Genomic DNA, 26,395 nt, shown 5'->3' with positions numbered 1-26,395 from the left:
TGAGTCTGACACAGGCGAAGGGAGGACTCAAGTTTAGAACATGATTAACATCAATGAGATGGACTGATTACCACGGAATAATGTTTCCCTGATAATCAAAAAATCCACCGCTTTGGGCAGAGGTCAACCCTTCAATCACCCTGTATAAGCCCGCCGCAGAGGTGTGGGTATCAATCAGGGCATTTGGCCCACCCATGGCGGTTTTGACCCATCCAGGGTGCAAGGCCACCGCTTTTACACCGTAAGGCGCCAAATCAATGGCAAGTGACTTGGTGACGGCGTTTTGGGCGGCTTTGACCGAGCGATACAGATAAGCGCCGCCACTGCTGTTGTCTGCCATACTGCCCATTTTTGAACTCAGATTGGCGATAATACCCTGCCCTTGGCATAACCCCTCGGTTAAGGATTCAACCAACTTGAGCGGTCCGATGCAGTTTATGGAATACATCGCCTGCCATTCATCCTCCGGTGTATTACCGAGGCTGACTCCTCTTGGGCCATAATAACCGGCATTATTGATTAATCGGTGGATGGGACGACCTGCCAGCGCCTCGCCGAAGGATACAATCGCATCAATAGAAGCGATGTCGAGCTCAAACAGCTCCAATCCTTCATAGGTTGCCAGCAAGGTATGAAGCGCCGCGGCTTCATCCGGGTGTCGACAGCATGCCGCCACATCACAGCCTGCATCCAAATAGAGTTGGGTCAGCGCAAGCCCAATGCCGCGATTTGCCCCTGTGATGACGACCTGAGTCATTGTTCCTGCTCTCCGTGGTTATCTGAACTCTGGGGCCTTATCCTGCGCCAACGTTCCAGAAGTTCACGTACAAACTGCCTATCCTTTCTGGCCTCCTTGGCCGCAAACAGCAAAAAGTGACTGCCGTCATCCCGGTATACTGTGATGGTAGTCGTTAATTCATCACCTTTGGCGAAACTCACTTCGATATTTTTTACCGCGTCAAATGGCGCTGTTTCCTGATAAAACACGCCGTCTTCAAGCCAGTAAGAGAATATCCGGGCATCGGTAAAGCCATTACCATCACTCTGGTTACTGAGCCAGTCATCTGAATAGAAGAGAACCGGGTTTTCGTTGGCGGCGATGATGGCTTTGCGCTTCATAAATTTGATATCGCGCTGCCATAAATCGCTGCCTGCAATAACCCTGTCAGAGGCGGTAAACCCTGCATCCTGTGCCAACACGAACAGCAAAACGGGCAGAGTTGCCACCATTAGCAGCCAATGGCGCCAGCGCCAGCGACTATTGTAAACATAGGCCTCGTTATGGCCGTTGAGCCGATTGATATAAGTTACCAGCGGTAAAATGACCAGTGCCGGAACCAGCAGTGCCAGCACTGTCATGCCATGAAGCTTTTTGGTCGCAGAAACACCAATATAAAGCACCATCAAAAGCGCCGCTAACCAGCCAGGAATGAGCCAGCGTCGTTTATCTTCATCACCGTTATTCGCCAACGACAGGTACAGGTGGTAATACCAAAGTGGCGCAAAGATAGCCCTTGCCATGGGCCAGATCCCCGGCTCAAGCTGTTTCTGCACATATTCCCAGTTTTTGTAGGCCCAATAGCAGGGATACAGGCCAAAGGTAAGCAGCGACAGCAGCAGGGCTTTGAGTGGCGATACCGGATAGTAACGACTGCTTTCTTTATGGCCATCGTCAATCAGCCAACTCGCCATGGCAAAACCGATGGCACAGAGCACCACAAAGCCCGCACCCAGGAAAATCGCCGCCATATTCACATCGGCATCGGTTGCATCAGTTTCCTGAGTCGCCGAATCATTTGCTTCGCTGTTATAATCGATGATGCCGTAACTGTCGGTATCGGCGACTTTTTTCAGGGCAGCAATATACTCATCAACTTTGTCGGCAGGTACCCGGTCTGTTTTGCTTTGATAGCGATAGCCCAGGGTCAGAAGGTTGGCATTTTTATCAAAGGCCACACTGTAGTGGTAGTCAAAGAAGGGATTCGTCTCTTCCCTCACCGCAGCATCAAACTGCCATTCATTGGCCCGAAACTTTAGCCGGATTGTCCCTTCAATTTGCAGCGGATGTTTCAGGGCCAACGCCCGGTCTCCATGTCCCTGAGGTAAGGTCAGATAGGGTGAGATTTGCGATTCATACACATAGGCCGTATAGCCGCCATCGTCATCGGCCTGCCAGGGTGCAGGCAAATGGTAGGCCTCCTCAAGACGCACCTCGCCGGTGGTCTTGTCGTCCACCACCTCTAGGGGCTTTGCCGCTTCGAGTCCCTTAAATTGCTTGCCATAGTACCCCGCATATTGTTCAGTCAGTGCCTTTAATCCGTCTGAAGCAATGCGACCACGCATCCGCCGCGCTTCGTCCCCCTGATACAAGGTACTGATGTTGGCCTTCCCCACCCCGCTTATGCCTTCAGAAAAATCGTACTCCTCAGTAAAACGGATGCGGCTGCCACTGGCGGCAGACGCCATGGAAACCAGCTCCTGGCTGTCTTCGCTCAGCACCAGAGCAAAACCATAATCCGGCTGATATAAATGTTCCAGCGCATCGCCCTGATCCATCAATGTCGGATCCAGCCAATAGGTATTGCCATTGAGATTGGCACGCACTATGGCGTGGTTAAAGCGGTCTGCTGATGGCAACATGGCAGGCAACATTTTGCCTGTGTCGGTATTCACCAGCGCAGGAGATGCCTCAACACCGAGCTCTCCAAGCAGAGTGACCAGCAGCACTGCCTTATCTTTACAATCGCCATAACGGCGGCTGAGGGTGTCACCGGCGGCCGAAGGGAAGTGGCTGTTGCTACCCATCTCCAGTCCCAGATAGCGCACATTTTCTTGCACCAGGGACAGCGCAGCGACCAGTTGCTCTGCTTTCGAGTCGTGCTTGGCCGCTATCTCCCCGGCCAGATGCACTATGTCTTCATTTACTCGCTGCTGACGACTAAAAAGAGGCAAGGCCCAGTCAACCACCTGTTCCCAGGAATCCGTTTCAGAAAAATAGGCTTTGGCGAAGGGGTTATACCAGGGGGCGGCATCACTCGACCTTGTGATGGTCGGCATGTGCTCCACTTGTAAGCGGTAGTCTGTCTGAGTGCCAAGCCGCGTACTTGAAAACTGCAGTTCGCTGTTTTCTACCTTAATGTTCAGCGGCTTAGGTTTGCCCCACAATATGCGCAGTTGCTGGCGGGCAACAGGTACACTCCATTGTAAATTGCGGGCACCAAAAAAGCGCCCTTCAAACACGGGGTTGCTACCGTGCCGACTGTAGCTGTATTCCAGTATGTCGCCGACCCGAATGTCTTTAAGAACCCAGGTCGCAACCATACTGCCGTCGTACATCAGATCGTCTGCATTTTGACTTTGGGCAAGCTGAAAGTCGGCATCCAGAGTCTTATCGATAAGCTCACCAGCCCTGTGTACCCAGATAGAGTGCAGTTGTAGCTGCTGATAGTTGGGGTCAAATTCAATCTGAATTTGCGATACTGACTCGAGTCCCTTGGGCGCAGTCACCATGTCGGCATAATGGCTGAACTGCACTTTCTTACCGGCGGCATCCACCTTGTATTGGTTATCGACCACCAGATTATAGAGGCCGTCACGGATTTGGTCGTCAGGCAGGGCCGCAGGAACCATCAGCTCCAGGGGATCAACCCAGGATGCGGCGGGCGCATAATCCACGCCCTGGCTTTGATAGGCGCCGCTGCGCCATTCGCTGTCGAGACTTATCCGCGCCAGTGACGGACGGATTTCCTCTGCCTGTATGGCGCCGGCAAAACAACTTTGCAGCGCAATCAGGCAAAGGATGCCTGGCAATAAAATGATGTTGAGCTGACGCTTCACTGATGCCAACTGTGGGCATAGCGTCATGAAAATGGGGAGTGACATTAGCGCAATCCTTTGTCTTTTATTATTTTTGAGAAAACCTTGCCACTATCGGCGGTGGCTTGGCTTATCACAGCGCACTTTAACACGGCTTTGATAATGGCTGTCAAAGTCCTTTTCAGAGGGCTTTATATAACCCTCATCTTAGCGCGGTTCAGAGGAGCTTTTTGGCAAGGGCCCGGCCCAGCGGCCGGAAGTAGCCCGCCATCGCCTTCATAATAGCTTGCCTGTGTATTGGCGTGGGAAAAGCTCCCTGCGGCATAGCGCCCCAGGTGCCAAATTTGGTGGAAAATGCCCTCTTACTTTCGGTGTGAATGTCCTCAAGGGTTCCGGTGACCAGATAAGGATTAATCAGGGGCAGAAGATGAATTTCACCGCTGTCGGTATCTACCTGCTCAAAGTAGCCCTCAGACTCGATGGTCCCCTCAAAGGCACGCGCCATTAATTCTGACGGATGGGCAAAATAGAGGCGGCCATAGTTTTTATCCAATTGAATGGCCTGGCGTACATAGTCGCTCGGCCGCTCACCATCGCCACTGAGGAGGACACACTGGAACAGGGTCTCCAATCTGTCATTCAGCGGGTGGCAAAGGAGCGGTACATCCTTAAGCCAAAGCTCACTGGCAAAACGTGCCTTTTGATTGCGACCAACGTCCATGGCCGTGTCGGATAAATGATGGTCAAAGGCATGCCAGAATTCGTGGGCAACAGCGCCGGCACCTGCGTGTTTGGCAAGTGCCAGAGTGCGCTCCGAGGGCGAATAATGGGCCATTACCCCCTGCTGACCACCATGACCAAACGCAAGATTCAACCTCTCCCTGAGTCCCATGGCTGCCGGGGGCAATCCCAGCACCTGCGCCAGATCGGCCAGGGCATCAAACACCATATTGGCAGCAATCAGTGACTCTTCCGACGAAACCCAACTGCCGACCCTAACATGACCCAAGCCGAAAAACTGCTTAACATCAAGGAAAGTGACTTGCTCACCGTCGCGGTGGTCCGGCCCCTGACGAGTTTTCGTCTGGGCATGCCCCATTCGCTTAAGCTGCATTAGCGGTCCTGGATACTGAGTTGAATACTATTTGCCTTTCATACGGTTAATTTCGCGGCCAAGATCAAACCCCTCATCTGTTACCAACTGCTCCAGCACTTCAATCCGGCTTTTAAGCTGATTGATTTCACCGTGAAGTATGGCAAGTTCGGCCTTGTGTTCGCTGCCCAAGAGCTGCTGCCTTTCCCGCAACCGCATAAATTGCAGAACAAATCCGCAGGTAATGGCCAATATCGGGATAAATAACGCCAGCATAGGAATAGACATAGGATTCTCCTTGATGCATTTGCCCTATTATGGCGATAGCAACTTAAGGATACCAGTGACAAAGGTCATGTGATTTAAATATGGAATAAGCTGACATGAAAAAGGACGCCCATGGCGTCCTTTATCGATTTGGATGTGTCGATACAGATTTGCGCGGCTGGCTTTTAACCGCACTATTACGCCGCGACGGTTTGCCGATTAATTCTTGGTTCATGCAAGCGATTGTGCATCACTTTTATGGTGTCGAATTGGCCAAGACGTTTACCATCCCCCAAATCGCACTCTTTACCCAGCAGCATCACCAATGCGGCCTGCAGGCCATTTTCAACCACCATCACTAAATGGCGTTCACCGGCACATCTTAATTCAAAGATCTTACCCATGTCCGCGTATACGCATACATCACTGGCTTCAAAAAACCAGGATTTGGGCATTTGCGGCTTGAGCATAAAATGTGCGGCAGTGGCATTGAGCGTTATTTGCACTGCAGCAGCATCAGTTATTTTCAGGCGCTTTTGCACACGGTCGAGCAGGTCAATATAGAACTTGGCGTGTTCAACGCTAAATTCCATATTTCCCAATGCGTCCGGAATAAGGAGCTTGGCTTTGTAAGGAGTCAGAAATTCCATTTCCGAACCTAACGAAACGCTTAAAACACCGTAAGCATCGTTATATCTCCATTGCCAATCCGTATGTGGCATTAATAACATAACGTATACCTGTAAATAAGTTTATCAAGCGCATCATAGATGATTATTTACGCAATATCAAAAACTTTTTTTATTGATATGACTTACTTAACAACACGTTAGTTAGATCACTCAGATCAATTATCGATCGCTTTAGATCTATTAAAAGAAAAAAGGATCGCTTTCACGATCCTTTTGTTGTTATTTTGCGCTATAAGAAGCCACTATGTCTTTTATTAACTTTGGCCCCTGATAGATAAAGCCTGAATATATTTGAACAAGTGTGGCACCTGCATCAAATTTAGCCAGTGCATCCTGGGATGAATTGATCCCGCCCACACCAATAATTGGGATCTCACCTTTTAATTCAGTGGCTAATTTTTTGATCACCTTGGTCGATAATTCGGTTAATGGCTTACCGGATAGGCCGCCGGTTTCATTTGCATTGGCCAATCCAGAAACACCATCACGGCTCAAGGTTGTATTGGTGGCAATTGCCGCATCAAATTTGTTTTTAATTAAGGACTCCGCAATGCTGGCAATTTCTTCATCGGTCAGATCCGGGGCAATTTTAAGTGCAATGGGCACATATTTGCCATGCAACTGAGCCAGCTCAGTTTGCTTGGCTTTCAGTGACGACAGGAGATCATCCAATAGATCGCCATACTGCAGTGTACGCAAACCCGGCGTGTTGGGAGAGGATATATTCACGGCAATATAGGCCGCATGGGGATACACCTTATCCATACAGATAAGATAATCGTTTTTACCTTCTTCCACCGGCGTATCTTTGTTTTTCCCAATATTCACACCCACCAGAATATCGGTTTTCTTGGCTTTAAGGTTCGCGACCAGATTGTCCACGCCCTTATTGTTAAAGCCCATGCGGTTGATGATGCCCTTGGCCGGTTTTAACCGGAACAAACGCGGCAGATCGTTGCCAGGCTGTGGACGAGGTGTCACTGTCCCTACTTCCACATGTCCAAAACCCATGGCGTGGAAGGCATCAATGGCCTCACCATCTTTATCCAGACCTGCAGCAAGCCCAACAGGATTTGGAAAGGTGATCCCCATGCAAGTCACAGGTTTATGTGCAATGCACTGGGCATAAAACGCCGTCATAGGTGTGTTAGCGGTTCGCTTGAGGCTGCCAATGGCCAGGTTGTGGGCTCGCTCAGGATCCATTTGGAACATGATAGACTGCGCGATTTTGTAAAACATTGGATCTCCTTGGATTTTAATGTTTGATTGTTCTAAGGCCAGGCTGCCTGCAGGGTAAGGCGCACAGTGTACAGCAGCACCGTGTTTTTGGCCAAAAAAAGCCCCGGCGTTTGCCAGGGCTTGATGAGGCGTTCAGCGTTTAGCTGTGACCTTCGCAATGGAGGATCAACAGGTTCAGCTCACGCAGTGCCACCGAGAACTTGGCAAATTCATGGCTTTGCGTTGTCTTGAAGTCCGCCAGCATGTGGAACCAACGCTCCAGCAATACTCGGTTCGCTTCAATCCAGCCTTCGATAATGGCATCGGCGCTGCAAGTGTCAGTGCATGTGCGCAGTACAGCCGAGCTCAGGGCACGTTGCTGCCAATCCAGTTCTTCACGGAAGGCGGCCCGGGCCAGAGCCTGCCAGTGGTTGGCCACAGGCTGCGCGCTGATCTGCTCGAGGAACCAGTGCAGTTCTACCTTGGCACCCAACTTGAAGTAAGTCTCTGCCACAAGTGCTACCGGCTTATTCTCGTTCTGGGCAATCTGGGCAATATCCAGTGCCGAGAACAGCGTGCTCATGTTGGCAATAACGTTGGCCACTTCGCTGGATACCTGCTCTTTTTCAAGGGCATGGATTTCAGCATTGATGGCTTCAACCTCTTCGGCAACCATGTATTGGTTCACATTGGCCTTGAGCTCTTCGAATACCGGTTTGTAGAAGGCAACGGTTTGCTCGATGCCTACGGTACGGTTGCGATGACGCAGGAACCAACGACAGGCACGGCGAACGTTACGACGCAGCTGATGCAGCATTTCCATTTGCACTACCGCAGGCACTACCACGTTTTGAGAGGTAATGGCCTTGGTAAGCTCTGCCAAACCAAAGACTTCGCGGGCCATAGTGTAGCAAATGGCAACTTCGGCCACTGTGGCACCAGTCTCATCCTGCATACGCTGCACGAAGTTAAGACCCATGTCGTTCACCAGCTCGTTGGCCAGTGACGTCGCGATGATTTCACCACGCAGCGGGTGAGTATTCATCTTGTCTGCATACAGTTCCTGCAGTTTCTGCGGGAAGTAGCTCACCAGCAGTTTGGACAGGAAGCTGTCTTCGGTGATTTCCGGTTTGAGCAGCTGCTCCTTGAGCACCATCTTGGCATAGGCAACCAGGACTGACAGCTCTGGGCGGGTCAGTGGCTTGCCCGCGGCCAAACGCTCAGCCAGTTCATCGTCGGTTGGCAGGAATTCCAGCGCGCGATCGAGCTTGCCTTCTTTCTCAAGATAATGGATGAAGCGAATTTGCTCTTTGAGCTGCTCGGCACCACGAACCTGAGTCACAGAAATGGTACGGGTTTGGTCTTTACAGTCCTGCAGAACGATTTCGCTCACTTCGTCAGTCATCTCCTCCAGCAAACGGTTACGCTGCTTGAGGGTCATTTCGCCTTCCGCCACCATGGCATTGAGCAAAATCTTGATGTTGACTTCGTTGTCAGAACAGTCCACGCCGCCTACGTTATCCACGAAGTCGGTGTTCATGCGGCCACCGTTCATGGCGTATTCGATACGACCAAGCTGGGTACAACCCAGGTTACCGCCTTCACCGATGATTTTGGCGCGTACATCACGACCGTTTACACGCAGACCGTCGTTGGCGCGATCGCCCACTTCAGCATTAGTCTCGCGGGAAGACTTGACGTAGGTACCGATACCGCCGTTCCAAATCAGGTCCACTTCCATCTTGAGCAGCTCTTTAAGCAGCTCAGTTGGGTTCATGGAGGCCTTGTCTGTCCCCAGCATCTGCTTCATTTCAGGGCTCAGAGTGATGGACTTGGCGCTGCGCAGGAAGATACCGCCACCCTTGGAGATGAGCTCACGGTTATAGTCTTCCCAGCTGGAACGCGGCAGGTTGAACAGGCGCTCACGCTCTTTGAAAGAGGCAGCAGCGTCCGGAGTCGGGTCGATAAAGATGTGCATGTGGTTAAATGCAGCCACCAGACAGGTGTGCTCAGACAACAGCATGCCGTTACCGAATACGTCACCGGCCATGTCACCAATACCCAAACAGGTAAAGTCGGTGGTCTGGCAATCAATACCGATTTCACGGAAGTGACGCTTAACAGATTCCCAGCCACCCTTGGCGGTGATACCCATCTTCTTGTGGTCGTAACCGTTTGAACCGCCTGAGGCAAAGGCATCACCCAACCAGTGGTTGTACTCGATGGAGATGGCGTTGGCGATGTCAGAGAAGGTGGCAGTACCCTTGTCGGCAGCCACTACCAGGTAGGCATCGTCTTCATCGTGGCGTACCACATCAGCCGGCGGAACAATTTCACCGTTGATGATATTGTCAGTCACATCCAGCAGACCGCGGATAAAGATGCGGTAACATTCCTGACCTTCGGTGAAGATGGCTTCACGGCCACCGTCAACCGGCGACTGTTTACAAACGAAACCACCCTTCGCACCCACAGGTACGATTACCGTGTTTTTCACGTTTTGAGCTTTTACCAGACCCAATACTTCAGTACGGAAGTCTTCACGTCTGTCTGACCAGCGAAGACCACCACGGGCAACTTTGCCGCCACGCAGGTGAACACCTTCCACCCGTGGGCTGTACACGAAGATTTCAAACGCCGGCAGCGGCTTTGGCATCTCGGGGATCATCTTGGGGATGAACTTGAAGGACACATAGTCCTTATTCTCACCATCGGCCTTGGTCTGATAGAAGTTGGTCCGCACTGTGGCGTTAATCAGATCCAGGTAACGGCGGATAATACGGTCATCGTCCAGGCTTGCCACATCTTCCAGACGCAGGTTCAGTTGTTCCTTGAACTTGGTCAGGGTGCGGGTCTTGAGTTTTGGATTGAACTTGCGGATGAACATCTTCACCAGCAAATCGGCAATCTCTGGATAACGGGCAAAGGTTTGCTCGATATAGGCCTGACTGAAGGTGGCGTCAATCTGGCGCATGTACTTGGCATAGGCACGCAGGATAGACACTTCACGGCCAGCCAGACCGGTGGACAGCACCAGGCGGTTAAAGCCATCGTCTTCCAGTTTCTTGTTCCACACCTGAGACAGAGCCGTCTGGAATCGGTCCTGACTGTCGGCGAGGTTTTCGGTATTGCCACCGGTGACCATCATCAGGAAGTCGAGGATCCAGAAAGTGGCACCGTCCGGGGTCTTCACTTCGTATGGGCGTTCATTAATCACGCGCAGGCCGAAGTTTTCCAGCATTGGCAGCACATCAGACAGGTGGATGGGCTCATCCTTGTGGAACAGCTTCAGGCGCACCTTGTTGCTGTTTAGCGCAGCTTCCTGTGGTTGATAGAACAGCATGCCAAGCTTGTGCTCTTCATCCAGGGCTTCGAGCTGCTGGATATCCACCACGGCGGCGTTTGGCAGCACGTCTTCTTTATATGAGCGTGAGAACGCAGTCAGGTAACGCTTGGACAGACGGTTACCCTGCTCTTCACCCATGGCATGGTTCAGTGAGTTGTACAGCTTGTCTTCCCAGCTGCGGGCGGCTTCAATCAGGTTGTTTTCAATGGCGGCCACATCTACATCCATATTATTGTTATCGACTTTTACTATGTAGTGGGTTCTGGCGAGCGTTGACTCAGAGAAGTAGGTGGTAAATTCCACCTCTTCTTTACTTTGGAAGTGTTGCGCCAGAATACGCTGCGTGTCCTGACGCAGCTTGGTGTTGTATCTGTCTTTTGATACATACACCAGACAAGACAGGAAGCGACCGAAACCGTCTTTACGGACAAAGAGTTTCAGCTTATCGCGATCCTGCATCTCAAGCACACCATGGGCCACCTGAGACAGCTCCTGCTCGTTGGCCTGAATAATCTCGTCACGGGGCAGGTTTTCGAGGATGTTCACCAGCGCCTTGTAGTCGTGTGAGCGAGGCACCAGACCTGAATTATCCAGCACGCGCTGTACCTTTTGGGCCAGCAGTGGGATTTCACGTGGGCTGCGGTTATACAGGTTCGATGCGTACAGACCGATGAATCTGTCTTCGCCAACCACGTTGCCTTTTTTGTCGAAACGCTTGATACCAATGTAATCAACATAGGCCGGACGGTGTACACGGCTCTTGGTGCTGCTCTTGGTCAGGATGAGCAGGGACTCATCCAGCGCTTCTTTACGGGCTGAGTTTGACAGAGTGGACAGCATCAGCGCATCGGGCTTGTGCTTACCTGGCTTATTCATCAGGCCCAGACCTGACTCCAGGTTTGGCACCAGCTCCATATCACCTTCTACACGCTTAAGGTCGTACTGGCGGTAACCCAGCAGGGTGAAATGGTGGTTATTCAGGTAAGTGAGGAAGGCAACCGCTTCGTCCAGTTCTTCCTTGGTACCGGGGAAAGGTTGCTTTGGCAGCTCAGCAATGGTGGCGGTCAGCTTGTCTGACATGGCCTGCCAATCTTTCACGGCTGCGTGTACGTCAGTCAGCACCGACTGAACTTCACCCAGCAGGTTTTTCAAGTCGGCCTCTGAGCTCTGACGGTCAATTTCAATCAGGAATACGGCAACCTTGTCGGCACTCTCCGGGCTGTCTTTCACAAAACCCACACTGTCGATGCCCTTATCGCTGCGGCCAATGGCCAGCGGTGTATGCAGCATCATATGGGTAGTCACACCCAGACGGTTCAACGCCATACCGAGTGAATCGGTCAAAAATGGCATATCGGGCTGGATCACTTCGATGATGGTGTGAGAAGACTGCCAACCGTGCTTGGACTGGGTTGGATTGAATACGCGAACGTGGGTCTCACCGACCGGGGTCTTGCCAAGGGCGTTCCAGAGGCTTAATACGGCACCGTAGAGGTCGCTGTCGGTGCGGGCCTGCAGATCGTCCTTCGACATATGGGCGTAGAGGCAGGTAGCGAACTGTTCAACTTGCTTTGCTTGTGAATTGGGGACTTTGGAATGGATCAAACTGACTACGTTTTCGAGCAGTACTGAAGGCATTGCATCTTTCAAGGCCATGTTGCTGTTTCCTTAAGCGTCTATGGCAGCGCTTTATTCATTTTATGGATGCTTCCGACGTATGACCCCGGGCGGAATTTTGTGACCAAGGTCATGGCGCGCAGTTTATTACTAAAGCGGGCGATTTTCGAGGAAAATTTTAGTGGTAGATCCTGTGGAAATCCAGTAACGGCGGGACTTTAACGGAATGTTAAGAACAAGGATTCAGATAACCAGAGTAAGTATGCAGTTCAGTGTTTAAAACAATCGGGGAGCCAGGCTCCCCGAATTCAATGCTCATCGACGATTGGGCCAGAACACAGCCGTCAGCGCCGGTAAAATAATTATGGCGCCAAGCATATTTACCAGGAACATAAAGGTCAGCAAAATTCCCATGTCCATCTGGAACTTAAGTGCGGAGAAAAACCAGGTGCTCACCCCAATGGCCAGGGTCAGACCGGTAAAGATGACCGCACTGCCCCGCTCCTGTAATGCTTCAAGGTAAGCCTGCTGTACCGCCATGCCATCACGCAGTTTTACCGCCATGGTCGACAGAATATAAATGCCATAATCCACACCTATACCCACACCGAGCGCAATCACAGGCAGGGTACTGACCGCAAGGCCTATCTCCAGCTTGGTCATCAGAGCCTGTGCGAGAGTCGATACCACATACAGTGGCAAAATCACCGCGATAGTTGCCCTCAACGAGCGGAAACTCGCGAGACACAGCACAAATACGGCGCCGTAGACATACAGCATCATGGGCGTTTGTGCCTCGGCAACGGCCTCGTTGGTGGCTGCCATCACCCCCACCGGACCCGATGCCAGTTTAAACTGGATTTTATCGGTATTCAGCTCGCCCGAGACCGCCTTTACCTTGGCGACAACGGCTTCAATAGTTTCGGCTTTGTGGTCTTTTAAGAACAGATACACGGGCATCACAGAACAGTCGCCATTGAGCAAGCCGGAGGTCGTTGGGATTTGCCCCACCGCCTGTACAAGGCTTGAAGTGTTACGGGGCAACACTTCCCACTTGGGGTTACCCTCGTTGAAACCGGCATTCACCTTACGGGCGATGGAGGCAAGACTGGCAGTGGACTCCACCCCCGGCGTATTGCCCACCTGCCACTCAAACTCGCCGATGCGCTCCAGGGCATCGTGGTAGGTACAGGCCTCTGGATAGGCCTCGGTGATAATGGTCATCACGTCGGTGGTAATACTGAAATGGTCGGTAATGAAAAAGGTGTCCTGGTTGTAGCGGCTATCGGCATGGAGCGCCGGCGCCCCGCCCTGCAAATCACCTATTTTCATCTCACTGGCACCCTTCAGTCCCAGTGCATAAACACCAGCAGTGACCAGCAGGACCACTGCGGCTACCCGAATGTCGGCAAAACGTGAGAATGGCTGCCAGAAAGCCTTGCTGCGCTCAGCTCGACCGTTATCTTCTTTGGTTTTGATATCAAAGAAGGAAATGACTATTGGCAGCAAAATCAGGTTGGTGAAAATGATCACGGCAACACCAAGCGACGCCGAGATGGCCAGCTCACGGATAATGCCGATATCGATGGCAAGCAGGGTAATAAAGCCGACAGTGTCAGAGAGCAGCGCCACACCGCCCGGTACCAGCAGGCTGCGAAATGCCGATGCGGCGGCGGCCTTGGTTTGCTGGCCGTCCAGCACCCGCTGACGCACGGCGTTAATGATTTGCACTCCGTGGCTGACACCGATGGCAAACACCAAAAACGGCACCAGAATCGACATGGGATCCAGCCCAAAGCCCACAACGGTTAACAGTCCCAGCTGCCACACCACGGCTATCAAGCTGCAACTTAAGGGCAGCAGCGTGAGTACCAGAGAGCGGCTAAACAGGAATACCATCACCGCAGTAATGGCGATGGCTATCAAAAAGAACAGCAGTACACCCTTGGCACCGTCGGCCACATCACCTGCCATTTTGGCAAAACCGATAATGTGCACCTTGATGGTGTCGGTTTCATATTTACCACGGAGTTCATTTTCCAGCTTGGCTGCAAGGGCAATGGTATCCAGCGGCTCACCGGTTTGCGGGTCAAAGTCCATCAACTGGGCCGACACCATGGCCGCGCTGTAATCCTCGGCGATAAGACGGCCAACAATACCCGCCTTCTCAATGTTATCGCGCACCACCGCGAGACCCATGTCGTCGTTGACATAATCCGCCGGGATCACGGGACCACCGGCAAAACCGTCTTCCACTACTTCGGTAAAACGGGTTGACGGAGAAAACAGCGATTTCACCTGGGAGCGTTCGATACCGGGGATAAAAAAAAGCTGATCGTGCACATTTTTCAGTGCATCAAAAAAGACCGGATTGAAGATATTCCCACTGGTATCCTCAACGGCCACCATAATCGAGTTGGCACCGCCAAAATCCTTTTGGTGCTTGAGATAGGTTTGCATGTAACTGTGGTTGAGGGGAATGTTTTTGACAAAGGCCGCATCCATCTTCAGCTGGCTTGCCTGATAGCCCAAAAAGGCTGTCAGTAATACAAAGATACTGATTACCCATCCACGATGGCGAAAGAGGAAACTTTCAAACCCATTGACCAGTTTTTCCAACATCACTTAGGTCCTGTTGTTATCGTTATAGACACATTGATTAATGTTTCTGGGCATCTTCGAGCGCAAATACGCCCTTGGCCCCAACAAGCCACACTTTACCGCGGCTGTCTTTGGCCGCTGCCACGAGGTTCTCCCCCTGACGACGTGCCACCAGAGAGACCTCTTCACCTTCCGGCTTACTGAGTATGACACCTGCGTTACCGACAAAGTAAATCGTGCCTTTGTCATCCGCAAGGGCGCCATTGATACTGGACTCGACAGGTAATTCGAGCTGCTGCCAGTCATCCAATGCCAATCCGGCCTCAAACACATGGCCTCTGAGGCCCATTACATAAACACGTTCTCCCTGCTGAATGGCAGAGAACATTGAACCTTCATAGTCAAATGGCAGGCGGGTAAAGCTGTCGCCGTTATTGTCTGATACAGCGACCAGCCCCAGCTCACCCACCATCAGCAAGCGGCCGTCGTCGAGACGCAGCAAACGGTTAAAATGCGGCAGCAGAGAAGCCCGTTCAATGGCATAGGCCTCGGGATCTGTGTCCTTAAGTTCGTTCAAATAAGCCAGATCTTCTTCAAACAGAAGCTCCTGGTGGAAAACTTCCTGCCACTGCTTTCCGCCATCGTAGGTGGTAAAGAAAAGGCCGTAAGCGCCTACCGCGAAGCCGCGCTTGTCATCCACGAACAACACATCCATAAAGGGGCGTTCGCGCTCGGGGGCAGAGAATTGTTTGCTCCAGCTCTTTCCGCCATCCTGGGTATGAATAATAGTAGCATCGTGCCCTACTGCCCAACCCAACTGATTGTTAAGGAAAAAAGCCTTGGTGAGCTGCGCATCCGTGGGAGTTTCAACCTGCTGCCAGCTACCGTTTCCCAGCAAAACATGGCCTCGCTCACCCACAGCGACCAAATATTCACCGGCATTCACAACGTCCAGTAACAGACTCTTGACCGCATTGGGTTGAAGCTGGTGCCCCGGACTGTCTGCCGCCTGGGCAGACATCACGGCGAGGGAGAGTAAAGAGAGTGGCAACAAGGCTCGCAGCAACATAAAAACATCCTAATGCTGAAAATTAGGGGCGCAGAACGCGCCCCGGTTTACTGGCTGATAAAAATTAACGCACGCCTTCACGACGCAGTGCGTCTGGTGTGAAGTCTGAAGCAGACAACTTGGCATCGAAGTCGTACATGCTACCTTCATTATCCAAACCAATGGCCAGATAACGGCGTGATTGCAGGTCGTGGAACACTTCCAGCGTACTCCAGTGCGCGGGCACTTCGTAATAGTTCAAGCCATGGGCAAAGGCCACACGGTAGAGCTCATCACGGTTGTCGTACATGTCGGTGGCTGACACCTGCCAGGAATCTTCATCCAGGAAGAACACGCGGGTTTTGTATATGTGGCGCATGCCGTCTTTCAGGGTCGCTTTCACTTCCCACACGCGGTGCTTCTCCCAACGCACCAGATCAGGGTTGATGTGACCCGGAGTCAGGATGTCGTCGTACTTAACCTTATCTGAGTGCAACTTGTAGTCGTTGTACGGGATCAGGATTTCCTTCTTGCCGACCAGTTCCCAGTTATAGCGGCTTGGAGAGCCGTTAAACATATCGTAGTCGTCAGTGGTACGTAGACCGTCGGATACTGTACCCGGGGTATCAAAGGCCACGTTGGGCGCCTTGCGCACCCGGCGCTGCCCGGTGTTATAGGTCCATGCCTGACGAGGCAGAGCTTCCTGATCCAGAGTTTCTTTTACCAAAAGCGCGGTACCGGCCAAACGGGCTGGCTGGGTCACAACCTGCTTAAAGAGCGCAAGCGTGTTGTTTTCTTTAAGCTTTTCAGGTGTCATATCTGGCTGTGAATATTCAAAGCGCAGCTGCTCAGACAATTCAACCAGGGTATAGCCGCCGCCCTTGGCAGGTGCAGCCTGGTTACGCTGGGTTTCAATGTCAACGCCACGGAAACGCAGGATATGGTTCCAGATAGCCTCGAGACCATTTTGTGGAATGGGGAATGGAATACCGACAGCGGCACCCAAAACACCGTTACCACCCTGAACCAGTTCGGCGCGGGATGCGTTAGCCTTGGTGGCATCGTAAACCCACTGAGGAGCTGAAGCACTGCGCTGGGTTTTGTAGACGTTCATTTTGAAGGTATCGGGATACAGCTCAAACAGCTTGATTTGACCGGGGGTCAGCAAACTCTTGTACTGCTCCAGATTAGCCTTGGTCACAGTGTATTCAATCTTGTCGGCTGAATAAGGATCTGGATGGTGGTCGCCCTTTTTATAACCGGCAGGTGCGGCTGTGATGCCACCATTCCACGCTGGGATAGAGCCATCGGCATTGGCAGCCATTTCACCGCCCATGGGAGTCAGGCTGGTGCCCAACTTGGCCGCGTCGGCCTCGGAGACTTTCGCCACTGCAGCGCCGCCACTCAAGGCAAACATTACCGCTGCAGACAATATCGCAAGTTTCTTCATTGTTATTGTCCTTTAGATAGAATACTTGATATTGAACGACACATAATCGCGATCGCTCATGGCGTTGGTGGTACCTACACCACCGAAGAAGCTGTTGTAAGACAAATCCGCGCCCCAACGGCTCTGGTAGTCGAAGTTGATACCCACAGCCACTGACTTGCGTCCCTCGGTGAACAGGAACAATGGGTCTGGCGTGATACCGTCAACATCGTGTGACCAGATAACCCGTGGCGACACGTTGATACCGGCGAACAGGTTGTTATAGTCGGCCTTGGCCACAATACGGTAACCCCAGGCAAAATCGGTTGGGAAGGGGTTGGTTTCAGGGCCATTGTGCAGCACCTGAATAATGGCTTCGTACCCTTCTTTACCGCCGCTGCGGGCAGTGCCTGGACCATTGAGACGCAGCTCGTCAGGTGATGGCATGTCGTGGATCCAGATGCCGCCCACTTCCGCAAGCATGGTCAGGTTGTCAGTACCCAGAGTTGGGCCAAAGAGGTGTGTCAGGGTGAACTGAGCCTGAGTGGTATCCACTCGGATAAAGCCTTCGGCATAATCACCTGGATTCACGTCTTTATTGAAGTAAGAGGTGTACTGAGACAGACCATCAAGGTAGCTGTAATCACCACCGACCACGTTGGAGTTCGCCAGCTGCTGCGGCATGGCGGCAAACAGGAGTTCCACGTCATCGATTTGCAGTGGCTCGTCCTGACGGTGAGCAATTTCACCGGCAACCGAGGTATCGCCAATCAGGGTGTTAAAGCTGAACCCGTAGAGCTGGATGTCTTCTGGATACACAATCTGAGCCTTGGAGAAACTTTCGAGTCCGAGGATGAGGTTGCGATCGATATTACCGGCATTCATGCCCACAGTGGTCATGTCGGTGAGCAGAGGGACCAGGTCAAAGTTAGCCGCGGTACCACTGATAAGCGGACGACGACTGTGGTAGTTCATGTAGTAAAGACCAAACTCGGTCTCACCCAGCTCAGGGGCGTAGTACCCAAGCTTAAGACCATATTGACCATCATCGCTCGCCTCAGCTTCGTCCTGAATCAGGGTCACCTTGGTGGGATAGGCCAGCGCCGCACGGATGAGGCTTTGTGTGCCTTCAGGAGATGAAAACGCGCCGGCGACAATCATCTGTGCCAGCTTTTCATACTCGGCCTGAATAAAGTCCAGGTTGATATCCGGGTTGGCGTTAAAGCCAAGCTGGGCGTTTTGCTGATACCCGCCATAGCCTGCAAAGTCGTTGGTGGCAAAAATTGAACCCGGTGTTGGGACCCAAATTGGCTGCCAGTCATACTGATAAAAGGCTTCCAGACTGAGGTTTTCTGTTACCCCCAGAGACGCCCACACCATACCCTGTGGACGGAAAGCTTCTTTGAGCTCCGCACCGGGGGCGTTAAGGATGTTCAGGTCAACCGGGTTAATTACACCTATACCATGGGCAATCAGCGTACTTTCGCCCCATGAGACCACCTGATTACCGACCCGAACGGTCAGCGGATTTTGGCCATCATTAAAGTCAAAGTTGGCATAGACGAAGGCATCCAGCAGACGGATGTCCTTACACTGCAATTCCTTGGCGCGTTTGTCTGCACAGGGATCAAACTCTTGACCTGTGATGGGATCGGAAAAACCGAAGTCACCGTCGTTAAGCTTGCGGTCATAGAAATACATGCCACGGGCGAAGAGACCGAAGTTTTCGTATTTCAGCGACAGCTCATGCAAACCTTTGAAAATTTCAGAAGTGGTGTCGCCCTGGGAATAGAGTAAGTTGCTCAAGTCGTTGTTACTTGAGTATGAACCTGGTTGAGCCCAGATTTCTGCCGAGGTGTACTTGGTGTTGCCAAATGCAGAATAGTTGGACCAATCGAATCTGGGGTGATTTACCTTACCGATTTGGCCGTCCCAGTCGCGTTTTTCCACGCGCCAGCTGGCACCCAGGGTGAAGGTCGAGTCGAAAGACCCTTGCACTTCGCCCCAATCGAACGATACGGCCTGAGCAGGAATACTTCCCAGACTCAGGGCTGACGCAACCCCCAAAGAAAGCGCCGTCTTGTTAAAACCCTTTTTAACACTTTTCATGTTAGCTTCTCTCCGTAACCTGCTGGATTCTTTTTTATAGGTATTGCAACCAACATGTGGTTAGCCTACAGGTAACACCATTGTTACAGCAATTGCCCGTTCACGGCAAGGCGAGTATGGAGAAAATTTTCTAAAGAATTGAGCACTTAGGTGCTATTGGCAGCCAAACTGAAAGGTGTGAATTTGAATTTTTTTTAGTTGTCTGAAATGTATGCCACAACTGGTAGGATTAGTCAGTTTTTTTCAATAGCTTAGGCGCTTGCGGACGAGCTAATTCGCTAAAGACGAATAAATCAAACGTTTTAAGTTATTACTCTAATTTTTGTAACAACTGTAATTCACCCTGTTTATCGAGCTCCATGCGGAAAAGTCCCTGTATCCCGTCGCGGGTAACGTAGGGACGAAAATGCCTGGCGTTGATCCAAAGTACCCTGCCCTCAATGTCTTTAACTTCAACCATGGTTGCATCACCTTGATAGTATTTTAAAAAATCATTAAAGCCGACACTAAGCCGAAAAAAGAGTTCCAATTTCGCACTCCGAAAATGAAGGGGCGGCACCACGTCGGCACCACGCCCCAATCAACGCCAATGCCTTTATCCGGCGCACCTGTGCATCACATCCAAAAGAGGCAATAACACAGGCTCTGACCGTAGAAAGGTTAACAATTACTGCGACAATGCCCGCGATACCTTTTCGTACAAGTCACGGGACAACTCGGGCAAAGCGATCAGCTGCTCAAGACAGGCTTTCATGTTCTGCTTGCGGACCTCATCAAATTTGCCGAACTGAATGAGCGGTGTAATGATCCGCGCCGCCACCTGTGGGTTTACACCGTTAAGCTGCTTCAAGTAACGGGTCAAAAGACGATATCCCTCGCCGTCTTCGCGGTGGAATTGCACCGGATTGTTGGCGGCGAAGCAGCCAATCAACGAACGCACACGGTTGGGGTTATTGAGACTGAATGCCTTATGGCTAACCAGTGCATCGATACGGCCAAGAACAGCATCATCCTGGCGACTGGCTTGTAGCATAAACCACTTATCCATCACCAGAGGTGTATCGACCCAGCGCTGCTCGAACCGCTCTAGCAGGGTATCCAGGCAGTCGTGCTCACCGGCCATGGCTGCGCCAAGGGCTGCGAGTGAATCTGTCATGTTGCTGCTTTCATTAAACTGCTTTTCGACCAACTCTTCCGGGCACAAACCGCCCCGGGCAAGCATTGCAAGACATGCATTCTTGAGGGCCCGCGCTGGCGCTGTGTCGACGTTATAAAGTTCTCTGTAGCGGACCAACAGCTCGTCTTCCAGATTGGCCGACAACTCTTCCAGCACAAAGGCCCGGGCCGAGACCAGCGCATCGAAGTTGACACTGTCGACCTGCTCAATCAAGGCGTTGATAGACGGAAGATTGAGAATTTCGGCGGCAAGTTGAGTGTCGAGTTCCTCATCCAGCAGTACGGCGCGGAAGGCATCGGCCACACGGGTATCCAGCGCCATATCACCGCCGGCGATGAGAGTGTTCACGTTACCCCAAATGGCTCGGCTGATTAGGCTCACCGAGGCTTCCCAGCGGGCCACTTCCGAGCTTGCATGACGCATCAAACTGATAAGTTGCGCTGTGGTAAAGTCGTACTCCAACTTCACCGGCGCCGAAAAGTTTTGCAGCAGTGACGGCACCGGCCTGGCGCTGAGCCCCTCGAACACAAACTCGTTATGGGCTTCTTTAACGTCAAGCACCTTGTTTACAAGAGACTTGCCATCTTCACCGATAAGCTCCAAATCAAAAGGAATGTGCATGGGCTTGGCATCGTCACCCGCCTGTGGCGGCAACTGCTGCAGAACGACCAGGCGGTATTCTCCACTGTTAACATCAAAGCTGTCAGAGACCTTGAGCGTTGGCGTACCGGCCTGGTTATACCACAGACGGAACTGACTCAAATCCACGCCGCTTGCATCTTCCATGGCCGCGACAAAATCATCACAGGTTACCGCCTGACCATCGTGGCGCTGGAAATACAGCTTCATCCCGGCCTGAAAGCCAGCCTCCCCCAGCAGGGTATGCATCATACGAATGACTTCGGCGCCCTTGTTGTAGACGGTCACCGTGTAGAAGTTATTCATCTCAATCACACTTTTCGGGCGAATAGGATGCGCCATTGGGCCAGAGTCCTCAGCAAACTGCTGATTTTTAATAACCTTAATTGCCTGAATACGGTTTACCGCCCGGGAGCCAACATCGGAGCTGAACTCCTGATCGCGAAACACCGTCAACCCTTCTTTCAGGCTCAACTGAAACCAGTCACGGCAGGTCACCCGGTTACCGGTCCAGTTGTGAAAGTATTCATGCCCCACCACAGACTCAATACCGTGGAAGTCATCGTCGGTGGCGCTTTCGGTGTCGGCCAGAACATATTTGGTATTAAATATGTTGAGGCCCTTGTTTTCCATGGCACCCATGTTGAAAAAGTCAACAGCAACAATCATGTAGATATCGAGATCGTACTCAAGACCGAAGCGGCTTTCATCCCAGGCCATGGATTTTTTAAGGCTTTCCATCGCATGATGGGCCTTATGCAAGTTACCTTTATCGACGAAAACTTCGAGTGCCACATCACGGCCACTCTGGGTAACGAAGCTGTCTTGCAGCAAGTCAAAGTCACCGGCAACCAGGGCAAACAAATAGCTTGGTTTCGGGAATGGGTCTTCCCACACCACATAGTGGCGGTCGCCATCGAGCTCTCCTGCTTCGACCTTGTTACCGTTACTCAACAGGTAAGGGAACCCCTTCCTGGGTGCTTCAATTCGCACCCGGTATTTGGCAAGCACATCGGGGCGGTCGAGGAAATAGGTAACACGACGAAAACCTTCGGCCTCGCACTGGGTGCAGTAAGCCCCATCTGACATGTACAGCCCCTCGAGGCTGGTATTGCCCACAGGGTCTAGCTGGGTTTCAATCTCAAGCTCGAAGGTTGCTGGCAGCCCTTCCAGACGTAACTGACCCGCGACAATCTGATATGGATGTGCGTCGTTGTTTACCTTGACTGATTTGAGTTCCAGCCCTTCTCCATCAAGCAACAGGGCTTCATTTTCGCGGCAGCGGATCACTTGGCTCCGGGCTATAACCCGTGTCTCGGATGGGTACAAATCCACCAACATATCCAATTCAGATATGGTGAAAGCGGGAGACTGATAATCTTTTAAATGCTTGGCCTGTAATTCTGACATGTCAGGTCCTTTAAGAGTGTGTTCGACGAATTCTATGGGTAAGAGGATACGGCTTATCCTGAAAAAAAACGCGCCGGAGCGCGTTTTTTATATCAAAGCCTGAAATCAGTGCTTACTGGTTGCTGCAAGTTTGCCCGCATCGACCAGATCCAGCGTGATATAGGCAGTTTCATCCAGCAGTGGATCCGGTGCTTCGATATCTTTCTCGATATCATCCAGGCTCGCGACCTTATCCAGGCCAGCGCGGGTACGACGCTCATTGGTGCGATCTAGCTGTTTCTTATCATCAGCTTCACGCTCAGCGATGCGTTCACTTTCCACCAGGGAGACAGACTTTTCATCGTGGTGCTTTTTATATTCAGCAATGTCCTGATAAATATAGCCAAATTCCACATCTGACTTGATGCGTCCCTGATGCCTGGCATCCAGTTCAGCGATGAGGGGGGCACTGATAGCATCCACCGTGCTGTACTGGGCCACAGGTACCTTATCCCACGGCAGTGCGTTATCTTCTTCAGCCTCACCGTATTCCCCGGGCTCGAGGGCACTTGGGAATGGGATATCCGGTGTCACCCCCTTAAGCTGGGTGCTGCCACCGTTAATACGGTAAAACTTCTGAATGGTGTATTGCACGTGGCCAACGGGTTTTTCGTACAGATCGTATATGCGTGCCAGGCCCTTGTGCTGCTGAACTGTGCCCTTACCGAAGGTTGACTCACCGACAATCAGCGCACGTTGGTAGTCTTGCAAGGCGGCGGCAAAAATTTCAGACGCAGACGCACTGTAACGGTCCACCATCACTGTCAGAGGACCTGAATAAGTGACCTTGCCATCATTGTCTCTATGCTGGGAAACACGGCCGTTGGCATCCCGTACCTGCACCACTGGCCCCATATCGATAAAGAGTCCGGTCAGCAATACTGCTTCGGTCAAGGCACCACCACCATTGCCCCGCAGGTCAATAATCACCCCTTCGACTTTCGCCTCTTTCAGGGTTTGCAGCTCTTTAGCCACATCCTGAGACAGGTTCATGTAGAAGCCCGGGATCTGAATGACGCCTACTTTACGGTTGGCATACTGACCTTCGCTGGGCTCAACCACTTTGGAGGTGGCAGCGCGATCTTCAAGGCGTATCTTATCCCGGACCAGGGTCACTTCGACCGGTTTGGCGTTGGAACCACCTTTCTTGGGTAGAATTTGCAGTGTGACCTTGCTGCCTTTGGGGCCCTTGATAAGGTCGACCACATCATCGAGACGCCAGCCAATCACGTCCACCACGGCACCACCTTCCTGACCCACACCTATGATGCGGTCATCCGGCGACAGTTTTTCACTGCTGGCGGCAGGACCACCGGCGACCATGCTCTTGATAACGGTGTAATCGTCATCCATTTGCAACACAGCACCAATGCCTTCGAGGCTGAGGTTCATTTCCATTTGGAAACGCTCGGCATTGCGTGGGGAAAGATAGCTGGTGTGAGGCTCGATGCTGCGTGAAAACGCGTTCATCACGGTCTGGAAGACATCTTCGCTCTGGGTCTGGCCCAGGCGTTTGATGGCGTTGTTGTAGCGCTTTTGCAGCACATCAACGATTTCAGTCCAGTTTTTACCGGTAAGCTTGAGGTTCAGCGCATCATACTTAACGCGCTGACGCCATAACTCCTGAATTTCGGCTTCGTCCTTGGCCCATGGAGCGTCTTCACGATCGTACTGGTATTTATCACCCGCCTGGGAAAAATCCATTTCTTTATCAAGCAGACTCAGTGCATAGACAAAACCTTCATACCGGCGCTTTTGCGCCAGGTCGAACATGTCGTAGGCGCCTGTCATATCGCCATTTTTCAGCATGTCATCAAACTGATGGCGATACTTTTCGAAGTTCTGCACATCGGCTTGAGTCAGCACATTACGACGGTAATCCAACTGCTTAAGATAACGGTCGAAAATCTGCTCGGAGAAGGCATCATCCAGGCTGAACCTGTGGTAGTGCGAGCGGGTAAAAAGATCCGCTACCCGCTTAGAGGCCACCTTGTGCTGAGGCTCCTGCACCAGTTGGGGCAGCTCATCGATTTGAATGGCAGGCGCTATGGCCCACGCAGAAGATCCTACCAGGATCCCGGCAATGGATACCGCCAGAGATAATTTTCGCATCAACAAGCTACTCCTTAAACTTCAATGAATTACAGCAGTATATACTCGGCGCGGACTTTCACTGTCAAGCCTGAATCCAGCTGTACATGCACATCGCCCTTATTGATGTCCACGATTGAACCTGCCACGGGTGACATGCCCAGTTTCACGTTAACACGCTGGGCCACCTTGAGCTCTTCAAGCTTGGCAGGCACCAGATTGACGGGTGCCGCTGGCGCTTTAGGCGCAGCTTTGGGCTTGTCTTTGGCAGCGGGCTTGGCGTCACGACGTGCTTGAGGCTGGGGCTTACGCTTAGGCTTACGAGGCGCTTTATCGGCGGCGTCACCCTCATCCTTGCTGCGCTCGGCACGTTTGGCCTTTGCCTTGTCCTGACTTTCTTTCAGTGTAGCCTGTGCGTGGTCAATGTGTTCCTGCTCCAGCTCACCGCATGGGTTGCCGTCCAAATCAACGCGGACCGCACCGGCTTTGATGCACTTCAGATAGCGCCAGCTGCTGGTGTAGCGGCGCAGGGCAACACGCAATTGTGTTTTACTGACCTTAGAATCATCAGCCAACCTTTCAGCCAAATCTTGAAACAATCCAATTTTCAGTGGCTTGGTTTCACCCTCGGCCACAAAGCACAAAGGAAAGGTTTCATATAAATACGCGAGAATCGCATTGGTGTCGGTCAACTTTTCTGTTGATTCCATCTTTACTTCCACAGTTACTAGGTATGTATGCCCGGTTTATTGCAAGCGATTGCGGGACATAGGTTATTCTCTATACGTTAGCCCGAGGGCCAACACACAAATTAGCATCTTCCGGGCGCTTGCCAAAGCGTTAATAACTATTGCTAACAATTTTTACTATTCGCCGGGAAATGATCCCGAGGCAGACGCACAAGCAGCCTATTATAGTGACCGCTTGGGCGAATGCGACTGGGATTTGACGAAAACTGGCGACTTATTGACCGAACAAGGCCTTTTCCAGGGTTCTCACCAAGGTCTCGAGCCCTGCCTGATCTGTCTCATCGAAGCGGGAAAAACTGGGACTGTCGATATCGAGCACGGCAATTACCCTGCCCTGATGCCTTACCGGCACCACAATTTCGGAGTTAGACGCGGAGTCGCAGGCGATGTGACCATCAAACTGATGCACATCGGCGACTCGCTGTGTTGTGTCCGTTGCAGCGGCCGTACCACAGACGCCCTTGCCCCATGGAATACGGGTACAGGCAACCTTGCCCTGGAAGGGACCCAGCACCAAAGTGTCTTCACGGCGAATATAGAAACCGACCCAATTCAGGTCGTCCATATGTTCATTCAATAGCGCCGAGAAATTGGCCATGGCGGCGACCATGTCGTCTTCGCCTGAGAGCAATGCCTCAGCCTGGCGGTTTAAGGTGTCGTAAAACGCGTGTTTCATGCAATGTCCTGCCGATATTCAGTCATTCTCTGCAGCCTTACGGGCTGCTTTTTTTACCGGTGCCGTCGCCACGTTGGGAGACGCGCCCTTCAGCAGGGATGATAAATCATCTTTGTGGGTGGCAAAATAGAAGGCCAACTTTTCAGTTGTCGCCTCATCGAGTCCACATTCTGCATTGTCGATAAATGGGATCAGGCTGTCAGCGATATCCAGCATCTTGTCGTAGGCATCCGCCTCCTTTTTCGATGTAAATGTCATCTTCTCAACCCCATCTCTGACCACCACAAATTGAGTGATTACCGCCATGATAGCCCTCACACTGTTTATTTATACAGTGACAGAGTGTCACAGTTTTTTTCAGGGGATGCAAGTGTTTAA

The 26,395-nt window shown here is 51.9% G+C and carries 17 protein-coding genes; all 17 read right to left on the bottom strand.

Annotated elements, in window-relative coordinates; all coding sequences use genetic code 11:
* Positions 1 to 67: 67 nt before the first annotated feature.
* Positions 68 to 757 (bottom strand): SDR family oxidoreductase, encoded by a 690-nt coding sequence (locus tag K0H63_RS08550; protein WP_220067575.1) that lies wholly within the window; start codon positions 755 to 757, stop codon positions 68 to 70.
* Positions 754 to 3,882, bottom strand: a complete 3,129-nt coding sequence (locus K0H63_RS08545) for a DUF3857 domain-containing transglutaminase family protein (RefSeq protein ID WP_220067574.1) — start codon at positions 3,880 to 3,882, stop codon at positions 754 to 756. Before K0H63_RS08545 ends, K0H63_RS08550 begins: the two co-directional genes overlap by 4 nt.
* A 151-nt stretch (positions 3,883 to 4,033) precedes the next feature.
* A complete protein-coding gene (locus K0H63_RS08540; protein ID WP_434086763.1) occupies positions 4,034 to 4,915 on the bottom strand; it encodes a CLCA_X family protein in 882 nt (293 codons plus the stop codon).
* Between the two features lie 42 nt (positions 4,916 to 4,957).
* Positions 4,958 to 5,197, bottom strand: a complete 240-nt coding sequence (locus tag K0H63_RS08535) for a hypothetical protein (RefSeq protein WP_220067572.1) — start codon at positions 5,195 to 5,197, stop codon at positions 4,958 to 4,960.
* 176 nt (positions 5,198 to 5,373) lie between these two features.
* Positions 5,374 to 5,907, bottom strand: coding sequence for a cell division protein ZapC (locus tag K0H63_RS08530; protein ID WP_220067571.1), 534 nt, complete (start codon positions 5,905 to 5,907; stop codon positions 5,374 to 5,376).
* Between the two features lie 180 nt (positions 5,908 to 6,087).
* Entirely contained in the window at positions 6,088 to 7,107 is a 1,020-nt protein-coding gene (gene pyrD, locus K0H63_RS08525) for a quinone-dependent dihydroorotate dehydrogenase (RefSeq protein WP_220067570.1), read from the bottom strand.
* A 139-nt stretch (positions 7,108 to 7,246) separates the two neighbouring features.
* On the bottom strand, positions 7,247 to 12,088 hold the full coding sequence (locus tag K0H63_RS08520) for an NAD-glutamate dehydrogenase (RefSeq protein WP_220067569.1): 4,842 nt from the start codon (positions 12,086 to 12,088) through the stop codon (positions 7,247 to 7,249).
* 276 nt (positions 12,089 to 12,364) lie between these two features.
* Positions 12,365 to 14,671 carry an efflux RND transporter permease subunit gene (locus tag K0H63_RS08515; protein ID WP_220067568.1) on the bottom strand — a complete coding sequence of 769 codons (2,307 nt, stop codon included), beginning with the start codon at positions 14,669 to 14,671 and terminating at the stop codon, positions 12,365 to 12,367.
* Positions 14,672 to 14,708: 37 nt separating this feature from the next.
* Positions 14,709 to 15,719 (bottom strand): WD40/YVTN/BNR-like repeat-containing protein, encoded by a 1,011-nt coding sequence (locus tag K0H63_RS08510; protein ID WP_220067567.1) that lies wholly within the window; start codon positions 15,717 to 15,719, stop codon positions 14,709 to 14,711.
* Positions 15,720 to 15,783: 64 nt separating this feature from the next.
* On the bottom strand, positions 15,784 to 17,148 hold the full coding sequence (locus K0H63_RS08505; RefSeq protein WP_220067566.1) for a DUF1329 domain-containing protein: 1,365 nt from the start codon (positions 17,146 to 17,148) through the stop codon (positions 15,784 to 15,786).
* 12 nt (positions 17,149 to 17,160) lie between these two features.
* Positions 17,161 to 19,236 (bottom strand): DUF1302 domain-containing protein, encoded by a 2,076-nt coding sequence (locus K0H63_RS08500; RefSeq protein WP_220067565.1) that lies wholly within the window; start codon positions 19,234 to 19,236, stop codon positions 17,161 to 17,163.
* A 310-nt stretch (positions 19,237 to 19,546) separates the two neighbouring features.
* A complete protein-coding gene (locus K0H63_RS08495; protein WP_220067564.1) occupies positions 19,547 to 19,765 on the bottom strand; it encodes a DUF2835 domain-containing protein in 219 nt (72 codons plus the stop codon).
* 138 nt (positions 19,766 to 19,903) lie between these two features.
* Entirely contained in the window at positions 19,904 to 22,462 is a 2,559-nt protein-coding gene (gene pepN, locus K0H63_RS08490) for an aminopeptidase N (RefSeq protein ID WP_220067563.1), read from the bottom strand.
* Positions 22,463 to 22,567: 105 nt separating this feature from the next.
* Positions 22,568 to 24,613, bottom strand: a complete 2,046-nt coding sequence (gene prc / locus K0H63_RS08485) for a carboxy terminal-processing peptidase (RefSeq protein ID WP_220067562.1) — start codon at positions 24,611 to 24,613, stop codon at positions 22,568 to 22,570.
* A 29-nt stretch (positions 24,614 to 24,642) separates the two neighbouring features.
* Positions 24,643 to 25,302 carry an RNA chaperone ProQ gene (proQ, locus tag K0H63_RS08480; protein ID WP_220067561.1) on the bottom strand — a complete coding sequence of 220 codons (660 nt, stop codon included), beginning with the start codon at positions 25,300 to 25,302 and terminating at the stop codon, positions 24,643 to 24,645.
* Between the two features lie 253 nt (positions 25,303 to 25,555).
* Entirely contained in the window at positions 25,556 to 26,017 is a 462-nt protein-coding gene (locus K0H63_RS08475; protein ID WP_220067560.1) for a GAF domain-containing protein, read from the bottom strand.
* A gap of 18 nt (positions 26,018 to 26,035) precedes the next feature.
* Positions 26,036 to 26,323 (bottom strand): YebG family protein, encoded by a 288-nt coding sequence (locus K0H63_RS08470; protein WP_220067559.1) that lies wholly within the window; start codon positions 26,321 to 26,323, stop codon positions 26,036 to 26,038.
* Positions 26,324 to 26,395 lie beyond the last annotated feature (72 nt).

It is taken from the genome of Shewanella zhangzhouensis, from assembly GCF_019457615.1.
Lineage (GTDB): Bacteria > Pseudomonadota > Gammaproteobacteria > Enterobacterales > Shewanellaceae > Shewanella > Shewanella zhangzhouensis.
Note: the sequence above shows the minus strand (reverse complement) of the source record. Positions and strands in the feature narration are given on the sequence as shown.

Excerpts from the sequence above, each read along its gene's own strand:
- K0H63_RS08550 (WP_220067575.1), bottom strand. The coding sequence starts at position 757 with ATGACTCAGGTCGTCATCACAGGGGCAAATCGCGGCATTGGGCTTGCG.
- K0H63_RS08545 (WP_220067574.1), bottom strand. The coding sequence starts at position 3,882 with ATGTCACTCCCCATTTTCATGACGCTATGCCCACAGTTGGCATCAGTG.
- K0H63_RS08540 (WP_434086763.1), bottom strand. The coding sequence starts at position 4,915 with ATGGGGCATGCCCAGACGAAAACTCGTCAGGGGCCGGACCACCGCGAC.
- K0H63_RS08535 (WP_220067572.1), bottom strand. The coding sequence starts at position 5,197 with ATGTCTATTCCTATGCTGGCGTTATTTATCCCGATATTGGCCATTACC.
- K0H63_RS08530 (WP_220067571.1), bottom strand. The coding sequence starts at position 5,907 with ATGTTATTAATGCCACATACGGATTGGCAATGGAGATATAACGATGCT.
- pyrD (WP_220067570.1), bottom strand. The coding sequence starts at position 7,107 with ATGTTTTACAAAATCGCGCAGTCTATCATGTTCCAAATGGATCCTGAG.
- K0H63_RS08520 (WP_220067569.1), bottom strand. The coding sequence starts at position 12,088 with ATGGCCTTGAAAGATGCAATGCCTTCAGTACTGCTCGAAAACGTAGTC.
- K0H63_RS08515 (WP_220067568.1), bottom strand. The coding sequence starts at position 14,671 with ATGTTGGAAAAACTGGTCAATGGGTTTGAAAGTTTCCTCTTTCGCCAT.
- K0H63_RS08510 (WP_220067567.1), bottom strand. The coding sequence starts at position 15,719 with ATGTTGCTGCGAGCCTTGTTGCCACTCTCTTTACTCTCCCTCGCCGTG.
- K0H63_RS08505 (WP_220067566.1), bottom strand. The coding sequence starts at position 17,148 with ATGAAGAAACTTGCGATATTGTCTGCAGCGGTAATGTTTGCCTTGAGT.
- K0H63_RS08500 (WP_220067565.1), bottom strand. The coding sequence starts at position 19,236 with ATGAAAAGTGTTAAAAAGGGTTTTAACAAGACGGCGCTTTCTTTGGGG.
- pepN (WP_220067563.1), bottom strand. The coding sequence starts at position 22,462 with ATGTCAGAATTACAGGCCAAGCATTTAAAAGATTATCAGTCTCCCGCT.
- prc (WP_220067562.1), bottom strand. The coding sequence starts at position 24,613 with ATGCGAAAATTATCTCTGGCGGTATCCATTGCCGGGATCCTGGTAGGA.
- proQ (WP_220067561.1), bottom strand. The coding sequence starts at position 25,302 with ATGGAATCAACAGAAAAGTTGACCGACACCAATGCGATTCTCGCGTAT.
- K0H63_RS08475 (WP_220067560.1), bottom strand. The coding sequence starts at position 26,017 with ATGAAACACGCGTTTTACGACACCTTAAACCGCCAGGCTGAGGCATTG.
- K0H63_RS08470 (WP_220067559.1), bottom strand. The coding sequence starts at position 26,323 with ATGGCGGTAATCACTCAATTTGTGGTGGTCAGAGATGGGGTTGAGAAG.